This is a genomic window from Pseudogemmobacter sp. TB195, assembly GCF_058313095.1.
Map to the genome: position 1 here is coordinate 33,600 of NZ_JBZEGG010000007.1, position 16,424 is coordinate 50,023.

General features: G+C 62.9%; 17 protein-coding genes, 1 pseudogene and 1 riboswitch. Of the genes and pseudogenes, 9 read left to right on the plus strand and 9 right to left on the minus strand.

What is annotated here, in order from left to right:
• Nucleotides 1-1,267 precede the first annotated feature (1,267 nt).
• The gene (locus tag AC4FS3_RS08810) at nucleotides 1,268-1,504 is read right to left on the minus strand and encodes a hypothetical protein (RefSeq protein ID WP_491020234.1); all 237 of its coding nucleotides are present in this window, start codon (nucleotides 1,502-1,504) and stop codon (nucleotides 1,268-1,270) included.
• Between the two features lie 374 nt (nucleotides 1,505-1,878).
• On the opposite strand from AC4FS3_RS08810, the gene AC4FS3_RS08815 reads away from it, so the two are divergent.
• The 3 genes from AC4FS3_RS08815 (at nucleotide 1,879) to AC4FS3_RS08825 (ending at nucleotide 3,718) form a co-directional block, all read left to right on the plus strand.
• Complete coding sequence (locus tag AC4FS3_RS08815) at nucleotides 1,879-2,175, plus strand: response regulator transcription factor family protein (protein WP_491020235.1); 297 nt, start codon at nucleotides 1,879-1,881, stop codon at nucleotides 2,173-2,175.
• A 19-nt stretch (nucleotides 2,176-2,194) separates the two neighbouring features.
• Complete coding sequence (locus tag AC4FS3_RS08820; protein WP_491020236.1) at nucleotides 2,195-2,500, plus strand: winged helix-turn-helix domain-containing protein; 306 nt, start codon at nucleotides 2,195-2,197, stop codon at nucleotides 2,498-2,500.
• A gap of 858 nt (nucleotides 2,501-3,358) precedes the next feature.
• A complete protein-coding gene (locus AC4FS3_RS08825; RefSeq protein ID WP_092902544.1) occupies nucleotides 3,359-3,718 on the plus strand; it encodes a hypothetical protein in 360 nt (119 codons plus the stop codon).
• 84 nt (nucleotides 3,719-3,802) lie between these two features.
• Here the strand turns inward: AC4FS3_RS08825 and AC4FS3_RS08830 are convergent, their stop codons facing one another.
• Nucleotides 3,803-4,810, minus strand: coding sequence for a hypothetical protein (locus AC4FS3_RS08830; protein ID WP_491020237.1), 1,008 nt, complete (start codon nucleotides 4,808-4,810; stop codon nucleotides 3,803-3,805).
• Complete coding sequence (locus AC4FS3_RS08835; protein WP_491020238.1) at nucleotides 4,807-5,475, minus strand: RNA polymerase sigma factor; 669 nt, start codon at nucleotides 5,473-5,475, stop codon at nucleotides 4,807-4,809. Before AC4FS3_RS08835 ends, AC4FS3_RS08830 begins: the two co-directional genes overlap by 4 nt.
• A gap of 288 nt (nucleotides 5,476-5,763) precedes the next feature.
• Between AC4FS3_RS08835 and AC4FS3_RS08840 the strand changes: the two genes are divergently transcribed.
• Complete coding sequence (locus AC4FS3_RS08840) at nucleotides 5,764-6,672, plus strand: LysR substrate-binding domain-containing protein (RefSeq protein ID WP_491020239.1); 909 nt, start codon at nucleotides 5,764-5,766, stop codon at nucleotides 6,670-6,672.
• An 11-nt stretch (nucleotides 6,673-6,683) separates the two neighbouring features.
• On the opposite strand, the gene AC4FS3_RS08845 is transcribed toward AC4FS3_RS08840, so the two are convergent.
• Complete coding sequence (locus AC4FS3_RS08845; protein ID WP_491020240.1) at nucleotides 6,684-7,001, minus strand: hypothetical protein; 318 nt, start codon at nucleotides 6,999-7,001, stop codon at nucleotides 6,684-6,686.
• Nucleotides 7,002-7,024: 23 nt separating this feature from the next.
• Nucleotides 7,025-7,102, minus strand: a riboswitch (SAM riboswitch).
• A 397-nt stretch (nucleotides 7,103-7,499) separates the two neighbouring features.
• On the opposite strand from AC4FS3_RS08845, the gene AC4FS3_RS08850 reads away from it, so the two are divergent.
• From AC4FS3_RS08850 to cysW, 4 genes are read left to right on the plus strand one after another with little or no spacing between them, the layout of a single operon-like run.
• A complete protein-coding gene (locus AC4FS3_RS08850) occupies nucleotides 7,500-8,612 on the plus strand; it encodes a sulfate/molybdate ABC transporter ATP-binding protein (protein ID WP_491020241.1) in 1,113 nt (370 codons plus the stop codon).
• Between the two features lie 5 nt (nucleotides 8,613-8,617).
• Nucleotides 8,618-9,598, plus strand: coding sequence for a sulfate ABC transporter substrate-binding protein (locus AC4FS3_RS08855; RefSeq protein ID WP_491020387.1), 981 nt, complete (start codon nucleotides 8,618-8,620; stop codon nucleotides 9,596-9,598).
• A 7-nt stretch (nucleotides 9,599-9,605) separates the two neighbouring features.
• Nucleotides 9,606-10,454, plus strand: coding sequence for a sulfate ABC transporter permease subunit CysT (gene cysT / locus AC4FS3_RS08860; RefSeq protein WP_491020242.1), 849 nt, complete (start codon nucleotides 9,606-9,608; stop codon nucleotides 10,452-10,454).
• Nucleotides 10,451-11,317, plus strand: a complete 867-nt coding sequence (gene cysW / locus AC4FS3_RS08865) for a sulfate ABC transporter permease subunit CysW (protein WP_491020243.1) — start codon at nucleotides 10,451-10,453, stop codon at nucleotides 11,315-11,317. Before cysT ends, cysW begins: the two co-directional genes overlap by 4 nt.
• A 25-nt stretch (nucleotides 11,318-11,342) precedes the next feature.
• Here cysW and AC4FS3_RS08870 read toward each other — a convergent pair whose 3' ends face one another.
• The gene (locus AC4FS3_RS08870) at nucleotides 11,343-12,740 is read right to left on the minus strand and encodes an FAD/NAD(P)-binding protein (RefSeq protein WP_491020244.1); all 1,398 of its coding nucleotides are present in this window, start codon (nucleotides 12,738-12,740) and stop codon (nucleotides 11,343-11,345) included.
• A 394-nt stretch (nucleotides 12,741-13,134) separates the two neighbouring features.
• On the opposite strand from AC4FS3_RS08870, the gene AC4FS3_RS08875 reads away from it, so the two are divergent.
• The gene (locus tag AC4FS3_RS08875) at nucleotides 13,135-13,743 is read left to right on the plus strand and encodes a sugar transferase (RefSeq protein WP_491020245.1); all 609 of its coding nucleotides are present in this window, start codon (nucleotides 13,135-13,137) and stop codon (nucleotides 13,741-13,743) included.
• 76 nt (nucleotides 13,744-13,819) lie between these two features.
• Here the strand turns inward: AC4FS3_RS08875 and AC4FS3_RS08880 are convergent, their stop codons facing one another.
• From AC4FS3_RS08880 to AC4FS3_RS08895, 4 genes and pseudogenes are all read right to left on the minus strand, one after another.
• Nucleotides 13,820-14,167, minus strand: a complete 348-nt coding sequence (locus tag AC4FS3_RS08880) for a hypothetical protein (protein ID WP_491020246.1) — start codon at nucleotides 14,165-14,167, stop codon at nucleotides 13,820-13,822.
• A gap of 133 nt (nucleotides 14,168-14,300) precedes the next feature.
• Nucleotides 14,301-15,050: an acyl-homoserine-lactone synthase gene (locus AC4FS3_RS08885; protein WP_092903083.1), complete on the minus strand. Its 750-nt coding sequence runs from the start codon at nucleotides 15,048-15,050 to the stop codon at nucleotides 14,301-14,303.
• A gap of 171 nt (nucleotides 15,051-15,221) precedes the next feature.
• The gene (locus AC4FS3_RS08890; protein ID WP_491020247.1) at nucleotides 15,222-15,926 is read right to left on the minus strand and encodes a LuxR family transcriptional regulator; all 705 of its coding nucleotides are present in this window, start codon (nucleotides 15,924-15,926) and stop codon (nucleotides 15,222-15,224) included.
• A 249-nt stretch (nucleotides 15,927-16,175) separates the two neighbouring features.
• A pseudogene (locus tag AC4FS3_RS08895) lies at nucleotides 16,176-16,415 on the minus strand (2-dehydro-3-deoxy-6-phosphogalactonate aldolase); the annotation flags it as partial.
• Nucleotides 16,416-16,424 lie beyond the last annotated feature (9 nt).

Consider the following 16,424-nt stretch of genomic DNA (forward strand, 5'->3'; position numbering starts at 1 on the left):
TCAATCCCGACAAGTGCCGTCGTGATAAAGCCCGGATACCTCAACGCGCCATTCCAAATTCAGCCAAACCGCAGTGGGTTTCTTTCGTTGGTCTCTGTGCGGATCTCTTGCCAGTAACTGCGGAGCGCGCGGGAACAGAGAAGTTGTTTTCCTAGGGCCGGCATTTGCAGCAGATTGTCACTGTCCCATCATGGTTCCGTGGGCAGGATCGGCTGCAAAGAGGAGAAGAATAATATTCGTCGCATCGCGGCATGCCGGCGCAGGAATCGACGCGGCTTCGCCAGCACTTCCGGTATTTCCCGGGCGCGATGCACCCCGGTGCGCGGCTCAACGTCACCACCCGCTCCGGTGCGCTTCCGGACGGGAGGTCAGATTGTCGAAGGTGATTCCAGTCATCGCCAAGCACAGGAAGTCCGCGACACCCGCAAGCATCGGAATGCAGGTCCAGGGCTGATGGCCGTCCCAAAGCGGAAGAAAGGGGATTGTCGGGCCGCAGGCCAGTGCCAGGCCGCATCAGCAGCAGCACCATCCCGGCCGTAAAGATGTCCGGTCTGACGCACTCTAATCGGGTGGCGCCCTCTTTTACGCCCCCGAAACTGCGCAGGGTGCCACGGATCAGGATAGTGGGGCGATGCTCGGGGAGACATTTGCCATCGGGCCTCCGAAGGTCAGCGGCGGCGCCATGCGGTTCTGCCCCTCTAAGGGACGGGTTTTCGATGTCCTTCACTATAGATCTGCCGACGCTCAGCCCGTCACGGATTCTGACGGCGATCTGCGTATTCGGCGCAAGTGCGAGAGCGCGGTGTGCACAGCCTTGTGTGTTCGGCGCCCGCCCTTCGGCATAGCTGCCTTCCCCGTCGCTTTTCCCCGCCGCAGACCGGATCGTCAGGACATGATCAGCACGGCTCTGCGAGACGGAGCATCCCGCGCCTGAGACAAAACGTTTCATCATCTTGCTGCGGGGGGGCCGCTCAGACGGGGCCAGATCTGATCGGGTCAGTTCAAAAGCGAGGACAATAGTCCGATCACCGCGACGGCGCGCAGGGTCTGGATGTCCGCCATCACCAGGCGGTCTGCGTCAACACGATACTCCTGTCCCCTCGGCGGCGGCTGAAGGTGGCTGGGCGAGGCCGCCGTAAGGGCTCGCCGCCGTCCTGCGCCAAACCGGTACACTGGGCCTGATCCGTCGGGGAGGCAGTGCGGGCGGGGTTCTGCGCGAAAGCAGGCAAGGATTTGAGAGCATCGGCGGCGGCGCTGGCAAGAGCCATCAGACGCGGCGGCAGTTCTGGTCCTTCGTTCTGTGGGCGATTTGCTGTCGGAGTGGCGGAGTGTCAGTGCGCGCGAGGCGTGGCGGCGGCTGGTCGGTCTCGACAAAGGCGATCAGTGCATCGGTGTAGCTTCGCCAGACCGGTGCCTGTGCCGGTGTGATGCCGATACAGGTCTCGAGACCGGCAAGGCGTTGTGCGAGGATCAGGCCAGCCGCCCTCTCGGTGGCTCTGATCACGTCCGTTATGGCCGTGACCCATCGGACCATGTCCGTGCGGGCCGTTGCGATGATCCCCCGCGCCGGTGGATGGCGGGCCGTGCATCTCCGTGACGGCGGGGCCCATTGTGCCCGAAACGATGGCGGCGGCCAGCAGATTGCTCGTAATGGACCATTTCATCGCATCTCTCCTTTCGTGGCTGGTGATGCGATGAAGCTGAGCGATGGCTGTATCCGGCACCGGTCCCGGGCGTTACGACCTGTTTCCGCGAGGACGATTTTTGTAACGGAATGGTGCCAGATGCGGGTGGGAAACCTTTCGTTACATCTTCCTCCCCCGGAAGGGTCCAGAACCAGCTACAAACGGGCCGAGGCGCAGTCCAGGCGCCCGCTATATGTGTCTTTTTGCTCAACAGGCCCCTTTGATCCTTGTCGTCAATGACGATGCGGAGATCAGGACGCTGTTGGCGCGGCACCTCCCGGGCAAGGTATGTCTGGCGCAAACCGCCGCCACCCGGCGCGAGACCGAGGCGCAGCGGATCGCGCCGCTCCTGGATCTGGTGATGCGGGATGTGATGCTGCCCGACGGGCCGGGGCTGGAGATCGGCGCGGATGACTATTTCGTGAGGCCCGTCAACCCGCGTGAGCTGGTGGCTCGGATCCTGATATCCCGGCGCCCCTACTGCAGGTGAGGCACGCACCTGATATGAGATGTCGGGCTTTGCAATTGATGTCGAAAGGCGCCGCGTGCTGGCGCCCGACTGTTGTGAAATTTGCCTGAACGGAGCCGAATTCGACCTTTTGCGGGTGTTTCTGGAACGCAAGAGCCGGCTTTTGTCGCGCGATCAGCTCCTCCATCTGCCCCAGGGGCGCAACCTTGATCCCTTTGACCGCTCGCTTGTCCTGCTGATGAGCCGGCTGCGGCGCAAGCTGGACGAAAAGACCGCCGAGCCAGTATTCCGCACGGTCAGAAACGGCGCCGTCACCTCGCTCAACGCCGCATCACTGCGCTGCTGATCGTGGCCATCCTGACGCGGTTCGGGCTGGCCACGCTTGCCGCCAGCCGTGCGCATCCGCTGCCCGATCCTCGGCATCTGGATTGCGATGATCGTGACGGGGTCGGTTGCGCGTTCCTGGTATACCGCCCGCCGCATCCGCCGCCCGATCGGGCAGAGGGAGGATTCCGCCGGCCGGGTCGGCACCGATGCCTCTCTGCCGCTGGTGCCCGACGCCGGGCCGGCGGAGATGCGCGCGACGACCCCGGCATTCAACCAGGTCTTATCCCGGCTGGCTCGCACGCGAAGAGGCCGGCGGCGATCTGGCGGGAAAGGTGCCGGTCACAGCCAGGCCGCCGGCGTTGAAACGGGCGCCGCGCAACCGGAAGAACAATGCGGCGACCGATGGCGGCACCGGTACTATCAGTCTCAGGCCCGGGGGCGATGGCGGTGGTCATCCTCCAGAATCACGGGCCAGACATACCCGAATCGCAGACGGGTAGAGTGCTGATCCGTCTTACGCGTCGATCCGGGGCGGCAGAAAGTGCAGCCAGGCTCCGGGCTGGGGCTTGCCATCGCGCGCGAGATCCTGGCAGCGTTTCGGCGCTGCGCCTGCTAACCCCAACCGCATGGGCGGTGGGCTGCAGCACGAAATCACCCTGCCCACATTGATCGTCTGACCCCGACACATTCCCCTGTTCGCGCCCCCCGTTCTGCGGGCATACGGAATTTCATCGTGACGCTTCCGGGAAGACGTAATCCGCCTTGCACGAATTAACCAGGACTTTGCCCCGATTTTGCCCGATTTGCCGTTCCAACTACCCTTGGTTGAGTTGTGGCAGTATGCTGCAACGCCGCGCCTTCAAAGAAGAGACGTATCATGGTCGCACTCGTGGTTATCCTCAGCGGACTTGCTGCTCTGGCAGCATCTGTGCTGGTCTGGTTCCTGGATGGGGGCATTGTCGCGGTGATGATGGCCTATGTGATCTCCGGCAATCTTTGCTTTGCCCTCCTGAGCGGCCTGGCCGGCTCGGTTCAGTCACCAGAAGCCAAACCTGATTTTACCAGTGCCATTGAAGCAGATCTTCAGGCGCTTCTGGAGGAGCGTCTCAACAAAACGATCCGCAACCAGGCGCCGCCGCGCAAGCCGCGCTTTCCGCTTCTGCGCCGCAGCGGCGTCTCGCTGCCTGGCTCTGCAAAAGTGACCAGGTCGGCCAGAACCCGCACCCTGTTTCACTGACGCTTAGATCCATCCCCGTTGGGGCCCCGGCCCTGTCTGGCCCGAAGTCTCGGGCTCTCAGGCCCCTTGTGATGGGGCCTGTGCTCAGTCGGGCGGTGGCAGGCGGTTGAGGATCGCCTCCACCTGACCAGGACTGCGCGCCGGTTTGACCAGATCGGTGATCACCTTGTCAAAGGTCACGGCATCCTCGCTGACCCGGAAGATCTGCCAGGGTTGCTGATCGCCCAGCTGCCCCTTCATCATCAGAATCTGCGGGAAGCCGCGCCGTGCAGGCAAGAGATAGACATCGGTCATCTGGATCGTCATGCCCGGCGCCGTTTCCCAGACCGGAATCGCAAGCCGGCCTTCCTCGCGGTCGAGGTAAAGCCCGTCCTGATCTCCGGACAGTGAAAAGCTGAGCGAACCGGAGAAGTCCTCTTCTTCCGGTGGAAGTGCCAGATCCACGAGCGACGCATCACCTGGCTTATGGCGCGGCTTCGCCCCAAGACGCGGCAGGGTTTTAGAGGGCGCCACCGGCGCGGCACTGGCAATCGCTTCCGATGCGGTTTCGTAAGCCGGCCCGGCCGAACCAGCGCTTCCGCCTCCGCCTGCGGGCGGCGCAGCGGCAAGGGGCGGGAAATCCGGCTCAGGCAGCGGCGCTGCGGGGATCGTCACATCCCGCGGTGCGGTGGCCGCGGATCTGGACGCAACCGATGGTGGCGCGGGCGCGGGCTGAGCCTCCTGCGCCATATCGGTTTCAGCCACGGAATGCGCATCCTCCGGCGCCACGCCCTCGGTCGCCACAGTCTTGCGGTCTGACCCATCCGGCATCTGCGCCAATGGCAGCTGTGCCTGGGGCAGCAGAAGAAAGACCCCCATCACACTTGCCGTCGCCGCAGACCCCGCTATCCCGAGCCGCCGGGGCGAGAGCCAGCGTGCGATCCGTGACGGCTCCGGCGCGGCAGGCGAGAGGCCGGCGGTGACAAAGCGCTCGCGCGCGCGGGCGATATCGGCCCGCATCAGCGCCGGATCGGGATCAGGCAAGGCCAGATCCGCCAGACGGTCCAGCGGATCGGTCGGGGCCGTATCACGGGGGTCGCGGCAGCTGGTCACAATACCCCCCTCAGTGCTTTGCGGGCCTGGTGGATATGCCAGGACACCGTCACCTCTTTGCAGCCCATAATGCGGGCGGCTTCTGCCTGGGCAAGGCCTTCTCCATGTACCAGCAGGATCGCATCGCGTTGTTTTTCGGGCAAGGCCCGCACTGCTCGCCAGATATCGGCGACATGCAGCGCAGCCTCCTGATCACCCTTGTTGAAATCATCGGTCAGAAGCGACGCCGCCGCCACCAGACGGCCCCGCCTTGCGCTGGCACGCTGCTGGTCGCGCACCGCATTGAGCGTCACCCGGTAAAGCCAGCCCTGGAACGAAGCGCGGCCGTCAAAGCTGCGGATCGTCGTGGCAAGCCGCATGCAGATGGTCTGCGTCACATCCTCAGCATCGGCGCGATTGCCGGTCCAGCGGCAGGCGACGCGGAAGATAAAAGTGTAATGGCGCGACAAAAGCAGCTCGAAAGCACCGGCATCACCGGCCCGCGCCCTTTCGACCAGGGGATCGGTTCCTGTTATCGTGTCAGATCCCGGCGCTCGTGCATCCATACCGGCAGCAAGTGTCGCGGCCCGGCTCTCGCCGACCCCTGTTTCGCCAGCCTGGACCTGAACGGCCCTGTCGCTTGCGGCCTCGCTTTGGGGCAAAGACCTCTCGCCGTGACGCATCATTCTACGCTTCGCAACCGTATACGCCGCGAGAACAGCACTATTTTTCGGCCAAACGCAACCAGGAGCCGGCGGGGTTCCCCGCGGCTCTGTCCTTGCCGTAAAGGAAAGCGCCATGGTCATTGGCGGCTCCGCGACATAGTTGCAGCCCCGGCATGTGAGAGTCCTGCCGTCAGAGCAAAGACGCCTGTGACCCGCAGGATCCTGGGGCGGGCGGGTCACAAATTCGTCAGAATGGCCCGCCCTGTCTGGCTGATTGCCAGCCGGCCCGCCCGGCCCTAAACTTCGGCGATGCCCACGCTCCAACAGCTCCGATACCTTGTCGCCGTCGCGGACCAGCTGAATTTCAGCCGCGCCGCCGAGCTGTGCAATGTGGCGCAACCAACGCTGTCGATGCAGCTGCGGGCGCTGGAGGAGCGCCTTGGCGCGCAGCTGGTCGAGCGCAGCCGTGCCCGTGTCAGCCTGACGCCCGTCGGCCGCGATGTGGCGCGGCGCGCGCGCGAGGTGATCGACAGTATCGAGGATATCCGCGAGGTCGCGCGCAGAGGCGATCCCGATGCGCCCCAGGCCTCGCTCCGGATCGGGGTGGTGCAGACGGTGGGGGCCTATGTGCTTTCGGTCGCGATGCCAGGCCTGCGCGCCGCCTGGCCCGAAATGCGGGTGAATGTGCGCGAGGAGCGAACGGAAACCCTGATCCGTCAGCTGCTTGAGGGCACGTTCGATGTCATCTTGCTGGGCGAGGACCTGCGGCGCGAGGATGTGGAACAGGCGCCCCTGATCACCGAACCGCTGCTTGCGGTGATCCCGGCCGATCACCGCCTCGCCGGACAAAGTGAGATCGCCCCCGCCGATCTGGCGGGCGAGACCGTGCTGGGTTTTGACGGCGGGCCGGCGCTCAGACGCGCGGCGACGCGGCTGTGCAGCTGGGCCGGGGCGCGGCTTGCCCGCGATTACGAGGGCACCACCCTGGATACTTTGCGCCAGATGGTCGCGGCGGGGATGGGGATCTCGCTTCTGCCCGCGCTTTATATCCGGTCCGAGGTTTTGCGCGAACAGCTTGTGGTCGCCCGCCCGCTGTCCGGGGCGGTGCTGACGCGCAATCTCACCATGGTCTGGCGCCGTGACGCGCCGCGCAGACAAAGCTACACCGCCATCGCCGCGAATTTTCGTGAAAGCCTCAATCCCTGGCACAGTGGCTGAACCGGGGCGGATCAGTCGTATTGGATCCGGGTCGTCCAGCCCGAGACCGAGACCCCCCGCGCCGATGCAACGCTTTGAGCAAGCTGGCTCAGATCGCTGCCGCCATCGACCACGGTACAGGAAATCACCCCGCTTTGCGTTGCGCGCAAAAGCCGCAGCCGCGCCCCCGCCCGGCGGAATTCACCGGCAAGATGTTCCAGCCCGTCCCAGCAATCCTCGACCGCAAGGTCGATCTCGAAAATCAATGAGATGCCGGGGAAACTGGCGCGCAGGCTGTTGATCGAGTCGACAGGGATCGCGAAATCGCACGCAGTGGCGGTTTTGGCCATGGGCCCCTCCTTCAGGTTACCGAAGGGCCAGAGGCGCCTCCGCTTTAGCTGCATTTTTTTCGCGCCCGCAATCTGAGCTTCAAATCGGCGCGTCGTCTGTGGGGTCGCTAGCATCCCAAAGGCGCTCTGGTCAAGTCAGGTGGCCAAGGGACGGGAGAATGAAATTCTCTCACTCTGCCGGATTGTGAAAACAGAAGGTGGTTTCTGGCCGAACTGTGATCTTGTGCCAGCCTGTCGAAGCCGCTATCAAATAACGACAATAATGGTCGAGTATGATGCCCTTCCCTGCCCCGCCCTTGCATAAAAGAACGCCATCGTGGCCCGGCGGGCTGCGGTCGGGGCAATATTGGCGAAATGGGAACAAACCGGTGCTTCCCTACCCCATAACCCCGCCTGCGGGAGAAAACCATTCTCTTCACTTGCCGGTTTCCCGCCCTGGCGTTCCTTGCTTAGTGGCGCGGCCCGGTGCAATCAGGGGTGCTGAAACCGGAGTCGGCAATGGCCATTGAAATCGCCCAGCTGCGCAAAAGCTTTGGCCGCAATGAGGTGCTGAAAGGCATCGATATCGCGGTCGAGGATAAAGAGCTGATCGCCCTGCTCGGCCCGTCGGGCTCGGGCAAGACCACGCTGTTGCGCATCATCGCGGGTCTCGACTGGCCCGATTCCGGCCGGCTTGAGGTCGATGGTGCCGACTGGCTGTCGATCGCTGCCCGCGACCGCCGCATCGGTTTCGTCTTTCAGCACTACGCGCTGTTCCCGCATATGTCGGTGCGCGACAATATCGCCTTCGGGATGACGGTCCGGCCCAGGGCCGAACGCCCGGGCAAGGCGGTGATTGCGCGTAAGGTCACCGAACTCCTGCAATTCCTGCAGATCCCGCATCTGGCAGACCGGCTTCCCGGCCAGCTCTCGGGTGGGCAACGCCAGCGTGTCGCGCTTGGCCGGGCGCTGGCGATTGACCCCCGCGTCCTGCTTCTTGACGAGCCGTTCGGCGCGCTGGATGCCGCCGTGCGCCGCGATCTGCGGTCCTGGCTGCGGTCTGTGCATGATGCATCAGAGACCACGACGATTTTCGTCACCCATGACCAGGACGAGGCCTTCGAGCTCGCCGACCGGGTGGTGATCATGGGCGAAGGCCGGATCGAACAGATCGGCACCGCCGACCAGATCCACGACCACCCCGCCTCGCCTTTCGTGGCACGGTTCATGGGGGCAACCATCGAATTGCCGGTGCGGATTGCTGCAGGCCGCGCGACGGCGCCCGGGATCGATACCGCCCGGCTTGAACGCCGCGCTTTGCCCGACGGTTCTGCCACGCTGTTCGTGCGCCCCGCCGATCTGACGCCGGTGCCCGACCCTGCCGGGCTGTGGCGTGTGAAGCAGGTCACTTCAACCGGCGCCCTGCTGCGCCCGGTGCTGACGGGGCCCGAAGGCCAGGACATTGCGGTCGAAATCCTGCGCCGCGCGGCCCCGAACCTCTCGGCAGGGCAAAGCGTCACGCTGAGGGTCGAGACCGGCACCATTTTTACCGAAACGCCTCCCGGCCAGCGCGGCCAGGCAGGGCAATCCTCTGAAATCAAAGAAATTCCCCTTAAGGAGAAACAGAAATGAACCTGATCTCTTCGCTGCGCACCGCTGCGGCGGTTGTGGTTCTGGCAGCCGCTCCGGCGCTGGCTCAGGACAAGATCCTCAATGTCAGCTATGATATCGGCCGCGAATTGTTCGAGGCGCTGAACCCGGTCTTTGCCAAGACCTGGAAGGAAACCACCGGCCGCGATGTCACCGTCGATCAGAGCCATGGCGGATCGTCTGCCCAGGCCCGCGCGATCCTTGAAGGTCTGAACGCCGATGTCGTGACCTTCAACCAGGAGACTGATATCGACGTGCTGGTCGATGGCGGTCTGGTCGATGCCGACTGGCGCAATGCCTTCCCGAATGGCGCCTCGCCCTATTATTCGCTGCCCGCTTTCGTGGTGCGCGAAGGCAATCCGAAAGGCATCAAGGACTGGAGCGATCTGGTCCGCGACGATGTGCAGCCGGTCTTTGCCAATCCCCGCACCTCGGGCAATGCCCGCTACACCTATCTCGCGGCCTATGCTTTCGCGCTGGAAGCCAATGGCGGCGATGAGGCCAAGGCCAATGACTTCGTGAAGAAGCTTCTGTCCAACGTTCCGGTCTTCGATACCGGTGCGCGCGCATCCAGCCAGACCTTTGCCGAGCGCAATATCGGCGATGTGCTGATCACCTTCGAGGCCGAAACCGCCGGCATCGTTACCCAGTATCCGGGCCTTGAGCGTGTGACCCCCGGCACCAGCCTGTTCGCGGCCTTCCCGGTCGCGCTGGTCAAGGAAAACGCTGAAAAGAACGGCACCGTCGAGGTTGCGACCGCCTATCTGAACTGGCTCTACACCCCCGAAGCGCAGCGCGTACTGGCCGAGCAGAACTTCCGCGTCACCGACAAGGATGTGGCGGCTGAAGTTGCGGCACAATTCCCCGAGGTCAAACTGCTGACCGTCGACGTGCTGGGTGGCTGGGCCGAGATCAAGGCCAGGCATTTCGACGAGGGCGGCATTCTCGACCAGGTTTTCGAGAACTGATCTGTCCATGACCGTCGCTTCTGTCCGCATCAGGCCAAAGCGTGTTCTGCCGGGGTTCGCACTGAGCCTCGGCACCACGCTTCTTTATGTCAGCGTGATCATCCTGATCCCGATCATCGCCCTTGTGATTTCGGGCGCCGGGATCGGCTGGGACAGGTTCGTGCGCATTCTCACCTCGGCCCGCACGCTCGACGCGTTGCGGGTCACGGTGATGGCGGCGGCGGTTGCGACGGTGATTAACGCATTTTACGGGCTGTTGATGGCCTGGGTGCTGACGCGTTACGAATTTCGCGGCCGCGCTTTCCTTGATGCGATGATGGATATTCCCTTCGCATTGCCCACCGCCGTGGCGGGCCTCGCGCTGACCTCGCTTTTTGCCTCGACCGGCTGGTTTGGTGGCCCGCTGGAGGCCATGGGCATTCAGGTCGTCTATGCGCTGCCCGGGATCATCATCGCGATGACCTTCACCTCGGTGCCCTTCGTGGTGCGCGCGGTTCAGCCGGTGCTGGAAGACCTCGACCCCGCGCTGGAAGAAGCCGCAAAGACCCTGGGCGCCACACCCTGGCAGACCTTTTCACAGGTGATCCTGCCTGCGATCCTCCCGGCCTGGCTTGGGGGCTGTACGGTGTCGATGGCGCGATCCATGGGGGAATTTGGCGCGGTCGTCTTTATCGCGGGCAACCTGCCCGGCAAGACCGAGATCGCCTCGCTCCTCGCCTTCATCCGCTTGCAGGAATATGATTATCGCGGCGCCTCAGTGATTGCGCTGATCCTGCTGGTCTTCGCATTGTTGCTGCTGCTGATCTCAAACCTGTTCCAGATCCGCGCCGCGCGCTACCGCGAGGGTGGCAAATGAGTGTGACCCCGATGAGCGCCCATGACCAGATCGAAGCAGGCCGCCGTGCCGCCAATGCGGGCGAACGCCGGACGGCGCGGGCGCTGATCGCGCTGGCGCTGGTCAGCACCGCATTCCTTATCGCAGCCCCCCTGGTCTATATCTTCTGGCGTGCTTTCGCGGCCGGGGTTGGCGGCTATTGGGCCGCGATCACCACGCCCGACACGCTGCATGCGATCTGGCTGACGGTGATCGTCACCGTCATCGTGGTGCCGATCAACGTTGCTTTCGGCATCGCGGTCGCCTGGGCTATTGCGCGTTTCCGCTTTCCGGGACGCGGGCTTTTGATGACCATTGTCGAGATTCCCTTCTCGATCTCGCCGATCATTGCGGGTATCTGCTATCTGCTGCTTTACGGCCGCCAGGGTTTCCTCGGCCCCTTCCTGCGCGAACATGACATCACCGTGCTTTTCGCCCTGCCGGGGATCGTGCTGGTCACCCTTTTCGTCACCGCCCCCTTTGTCGCGCGCGAGGTACTGCCTCTGATGCTGGCGAAAGGCTCGGAACAGGAAGAAGCAGCCGTGACACTGGGTGCAAAAGGCTGGCAGGTCTTCCGCTATGTCACCTTGCCGGGGATCCGCTGGGCGCTGCTTTATGGCGCGGTTCTGTGTGCCGCGCGCGCGGTGGGCGAGTTCGGCGGTGTCTCGGTCGTTTCGGGCCGGGTGGCCGGGCAAACCAATACGCTGCCATTGCAGATCGAGCTTCTGTACAATGAGATGAACACGTCCGTGGCAGCTTTTGCGGCGGCCTCGACCCTGACGATGATCGCCATCATCGCCCTGATCGCCAAGACCTTCCTCGATTCCCACAACCGGCGCGACTGACCGGTCTGCCGGTCAGCCCCCGGTCTCAGCGGGCGGCAGCGTTTTCCTTTGCCGCGATATAGCGCGCCATCTGGCCGGCCTGCACGCGGATGTCGGGGATCGCGGTGATCTCCCAGAACATGGCGCGCGAAACCGGACCAAGTGCGAAAAGCCGGTCAGAGGCCGCGCCATCCCGCCCGATCAGCCGCGCCTCAGGGGATACCTCGAATCCGATGCGCAAAGGATCGACGCGCGCCGCCCCATCCGCCAGAAGCCCTGCCATCAATGGCGAGGCGTTCTTTTCCGGGTCATTGCGGATGCCGCGGCAATCAATGATCCGCCCCACCTCAAGCCGCGCCGGGTCGGCCGCACCGCGCGGCTGGATCACGGCTGTCACCACCTCGTCCTGCGAATCGCCCGCCGCCGCTTCGGCACGGATAAAGGCGGCCCGCTCAATCTTCAGCCGCCCCGTTTGCGTCGCAGCCTCAAGCCGCGCGGCGGAAGCCGGCGGGATGCGGTGGCGATGCACCTCCCACCAGGTGGCGGCATGGCGCAGGAAACGCCGGCGCTGGTCCAGATCCATATTCTGCCAGATCAGGCTGACATAAGGCCGGATCCCGTCGACCGCAGACCGCCAGGTGCCACCTTCGGCGTCGGCATCGGCCACCAGACCGCGCAGCCATGCCAGCAGCCGGCTGACCGGAGCCCCCAGAGGCACTGTTTCGGCGGCGATCTTCAGCGCCGCCCCCGGCCCGTGGGACCGCGGCAAAAGCCCGCGCCGCGAGATCGCGATGATCTGGCCCTGATGCCCGGCCCGTTCCAGCGAAAGCACCTGATCCACCATCGAAAGCCCGGTGCCGATGATCAGAACCGGCGCGCCGTCACCCGGCGGCGTATTGACCGACCAGGCGCCCGAGATCAGCCCGGACGGGTCTTCCTTCGGGACCACATGCCCGGTCGCAAGCACCGCATAGGCGCCTTTCAGCTGCCGCCCGTCGTCAAGCTCGGCCTTCACGCCGCCCTCGCGCTCGCTGATCCCGAGACAATCGGCCTTGATACAGACCAGCCGCCCCGACGCCGTCCAGGGCGTCAGCAGGCAGGACAGATAGCTGCCATAGGTGGCGCGTCCGACAAAGCTCTCGCTGTCGTGACGGCCCGGTGCATTACTCTCGAGCCAGTGCAGAAAATGATCCGACTCATCGGGAAAGGCGCTCATATTATGGACGCGGGTGTTGAGCAGATGGTCTGGATCACTGGTCGAATAGGCGATTCCACAGCCCAGAAGATGGCGACCCTCGACCACCGTGACCCTGAGATCGGTGTTCTGGCGCAACAGATTTGCGGCAAAAAGCACACCGCTCGCGCCGCCGCCGATCACCAGCACATCACGCCAGCCTTCCTCGCGCGCGAAGGGTTCGGCTCGGGTCGCAGCGGTATAGCTCATATCGGGTCCGTCTTGTGTTGGCGTCATGATCAACTGGCCAGCCCTGGGTGAGGTAGCAACGGCAACCATACAGCACCATTTCGGTTCCAGATTACCAGCCAAAACCGGAATATTGTTCCAAGATGTCACTTGCAAACAGAAAGTTCATCATTTCCCCAGACGGAACAGAGTGCAAATTCTCTGCCGCTGATCCTGCCTGTTCAGAAAGCGGCTGACGCAGGTGCAGAGCGGTGAAGCGCCCGAAATCCGGGTGCAATCTTCCAAAAACCCGTCAACCAGGAAAAAACTGTTTCCAGCGAGGACTGTCATATAAATTGCAATTCTTCCAATGTGGAATTAGTCATCATCTATTGTCTGAAATAAAATTCACAGAGTCACCCGGCGAGAATCATTCATGTCCTCGAGCGAATCCCCTTTCGGGGTTGCAGATTTCCCAAACCGCAGGGGGCTAAAGCGCCTGTGCGACTTCGCACTCGCTTTGATCACTTTGCCCATCACACTGCCAATGATGCTGATGATCGCCGTTGCGATCCGACTGGGGTCCGGCGGCCCTGCCCTGATGCGACTGAGCTGTCTCGGCATGAACGGGCGCGTCTTCCGGCAATACCGCTTTCGCGTGATCCGGGGGGACCTTTCGGCGGCGGATCTGTTGCACGCCAATGCAGCGGATGCAGGCCATCTGACGCCGCTTGGCGCGGTTCTGCTGTCAACCGGGCTCAATCTTCTGCCACAGGTGCTGAATGTGCTGCGCGGGGACATGTCCTTTATCGGTCCGCGTGCGGTTGCGGTCGCGGCCACGGACCGGCGGGAAAAACCCGATAACCGGCTGTTTGCGGTACGCCCGGGGATTGTCACTCCGGATGCATTTCACCCCGCCGGTCAAAATCTGAGCGAAAGCGAACGGATGGCCCTTTCGCTGGCCTATGTTCGCTGTGCCGGCGCCTGCACCGACGGCAAGCTGGTGCTGCAATCGGCAGCAAGGATCTTTCGGCGCAGGAACTGAACACCTTCGCTGCGTTTCAGTCAGGCAGTCCTTTCAGAAGGACTGGCCGGCCGCGCATACGGCCAGCCTGGCTGGTTCAACGATTGACCCGCCGATACTCACGCGCCGAAGCAATCTGTGCGTCACGCTCGGCATAGATCCTGACCAGTCGTGACATGCTGGAAGCATCTGTTACCGCCAGTGACGCGCGGCGGATCTCGTCTTCGCCAAGCGACAGAAGATCGTCATAGACCGCATCCATTTGCCGGTCGGGGCGATTGCCAGCCTCGCCCGTCAGAAACTGACGGAAGATCAGCAGCGCAGACAGACTGCCCGCGACGATCCAGACCAGCAGAGCCGCACCAAAACCCAGCCCTGTCACAAGGCCAATCAGCCCATTTATCAACCCAATAACGCCACCGGCCACTATTGCGATTACAGCCATCGCCTGACCTCCTGTTTCCGTCCGTGCCCCTTCGCGCTGTCGGCGGGGGGGGTCGATTGCATTCACCTGCACAAGGTGCAGAAAGGGTTACGGTCACCACCGGGACAGGGATTCCAGCGGTGACCGTCGCCGATCACCCTGGAACGTGACCCAGGCCGATCACCGGGCTGAAGGCAGCAGAGCCGGTTTGACCGGGGAGCACTGTCACCTCTCTGTTTTTCAGCCCGTGTTGGGCAGTCACTGGCCTGAGCTCCAGTGCCGCCGCATCACTCAGCACCACATTTTCATGCAGAGCCGCGAAATTGCGAACCCGGTCGATCCGCTCATCCGTACAATCGAGCAGGGCGGCCAGAGCCGAAACCTTGCCCATCGGCTTGACGGTGCCGACATAGTCATAAGGCGCATTGTCCGAGCGCTTGAGCACCCGGTTCATCACCGGATCGATCACCGTGATGATGTCCGAGATACCTGCATTCCGGCAGGTTTCCAGCGTCGCGACCATCAGCTCGCACGTGGCACGCGAAACCGTGGTATCGGCCCCGTCCCGGGACAGCCGGGCCGTATCAACGCAGAATCGGGTCGATTCCCAGATCCTGGATGACCGCAGCGGTGCCTCGCCATCGAGGATCTCGCTGAACACATCTGACAGCATATGCGGGCCGGTCGTCTGAAGCAGACGGACGCAGGAGATGACCTCGCCTTCGGTATCCAGCCCAACGAGATAGAGCGGGTCGAGATGATCAAAGCGATCGATTTCGCGCCCTTGTTCGATGCTCACGTCCCAACCCAGACGGTCACTGAAAACCCGGGCACGCAGCCGGTACATATCGTCAAGAACATCTTCAAACAGATGTTTGTTTACGGCGTCGATTACGATGATCATGGCAACCCCCATTGTCACATGTCCTCAGACGTTAACCACTGGTTGTGCCGCCCGATACTCGGGGAATCCCGTACTTATGAAGATTTTTTCTGCTTTTTCCCGCCGGAAAAACGGCATGCTCCGCCACGGGCTCCTGCCCTGGCGGTCAATGGGGTCGCGCCCCGTGCTGTATCAGATCGGATAGATCAGATGTTGTGCAATTGCCCTGGCAATGGCCTGGGCTGTGGTCAGCGAAAAAAGCTTCTCGCGCGCCGAGCGCAGATGCACTTCAACGGTACGATGCGAAATATTCAGAATGTCTGCGATGTCCTGCTGGGTCTTGCCCGCAGCGGTCCATTGCAAAATCTCTACCTCACGCGAAGACAGCGGCGTGCGGCGCAGGACATTGGAAAACGCATCGGAATTCATCACCGCGTCATGCATATGAACGGCGATCGATTGCAGATCTCCGATATGCTCGGCGATCATCGAATGCCATTCATGATCGTCGGTGTCGCGCGTCACGCTGAGCATTCCGGTATCACCGAAAGGCCCGCGCACCGGGATCGTTACCCCACGGTCCGAAATCCCGAATTCCCGGGCGGCACAGAAAACAACGCGAAAATTCTCGCTTTGCTCGATCCGCGACCAGTCGATCGGTGCGATGCTGCGCTGCGCGATTCGCAGGGTCGGGTCAATCAGGTGATAGGCCTGTTGAGTATAATGGCGCTTCCACTCTTCTGGATAGGTGACATAGCCATGCATTGTGCCGGCAACCGGGTTTGACCCCAGATAGGCCACATGATCGAATCCAAAGCGATCCCGCACCTGTTCGAGGAAGCAGTCGAATTTACCGGCCTGGCCGGCAACCTCGCTCAGGTCGATGAGCTCCGTCATGATCCCTTTTCCCGGTTCAGAGTAAGACAGCCGTACAAGTTGAAGGGTTGCGCCCTCAAACCTGTTAACGCAAGCCTAAAAGAGGCTCTCACGTGTAATGTTTCCAAATTGTGGCAGAGCAGACCGGTCGACCGGTCATAGTCTCTGAAACATGGCTGACGACTCGGGTCCCGATCAAAGTGAGCAAAGGAGCACCCGAATCTGATCAGCCTGACAATGCGGCGATATAGTCGCGCGCCTGCCTGCCGGTCAAGGCCGCGCCTTGCCCCGGGCGGTACAGCACCGACCCAAGGCCAGAACCATGCACCCCAGCGGCAAAATAGCGTCCATGGTCGCGGGCGGGATTCCTCCCACCGTCAGCATCGGCACCGAGGCCGCGATCACCGCCCGGAGCGCCTTGATGGCAACCGCAGGGATGATCCCGGCGGGAAAAAGCCTGAGGGAATGCGCCCCGGCATGGATGGCGGCAAAGGCTTCGGTCGGGGTTGCGACGCCGGG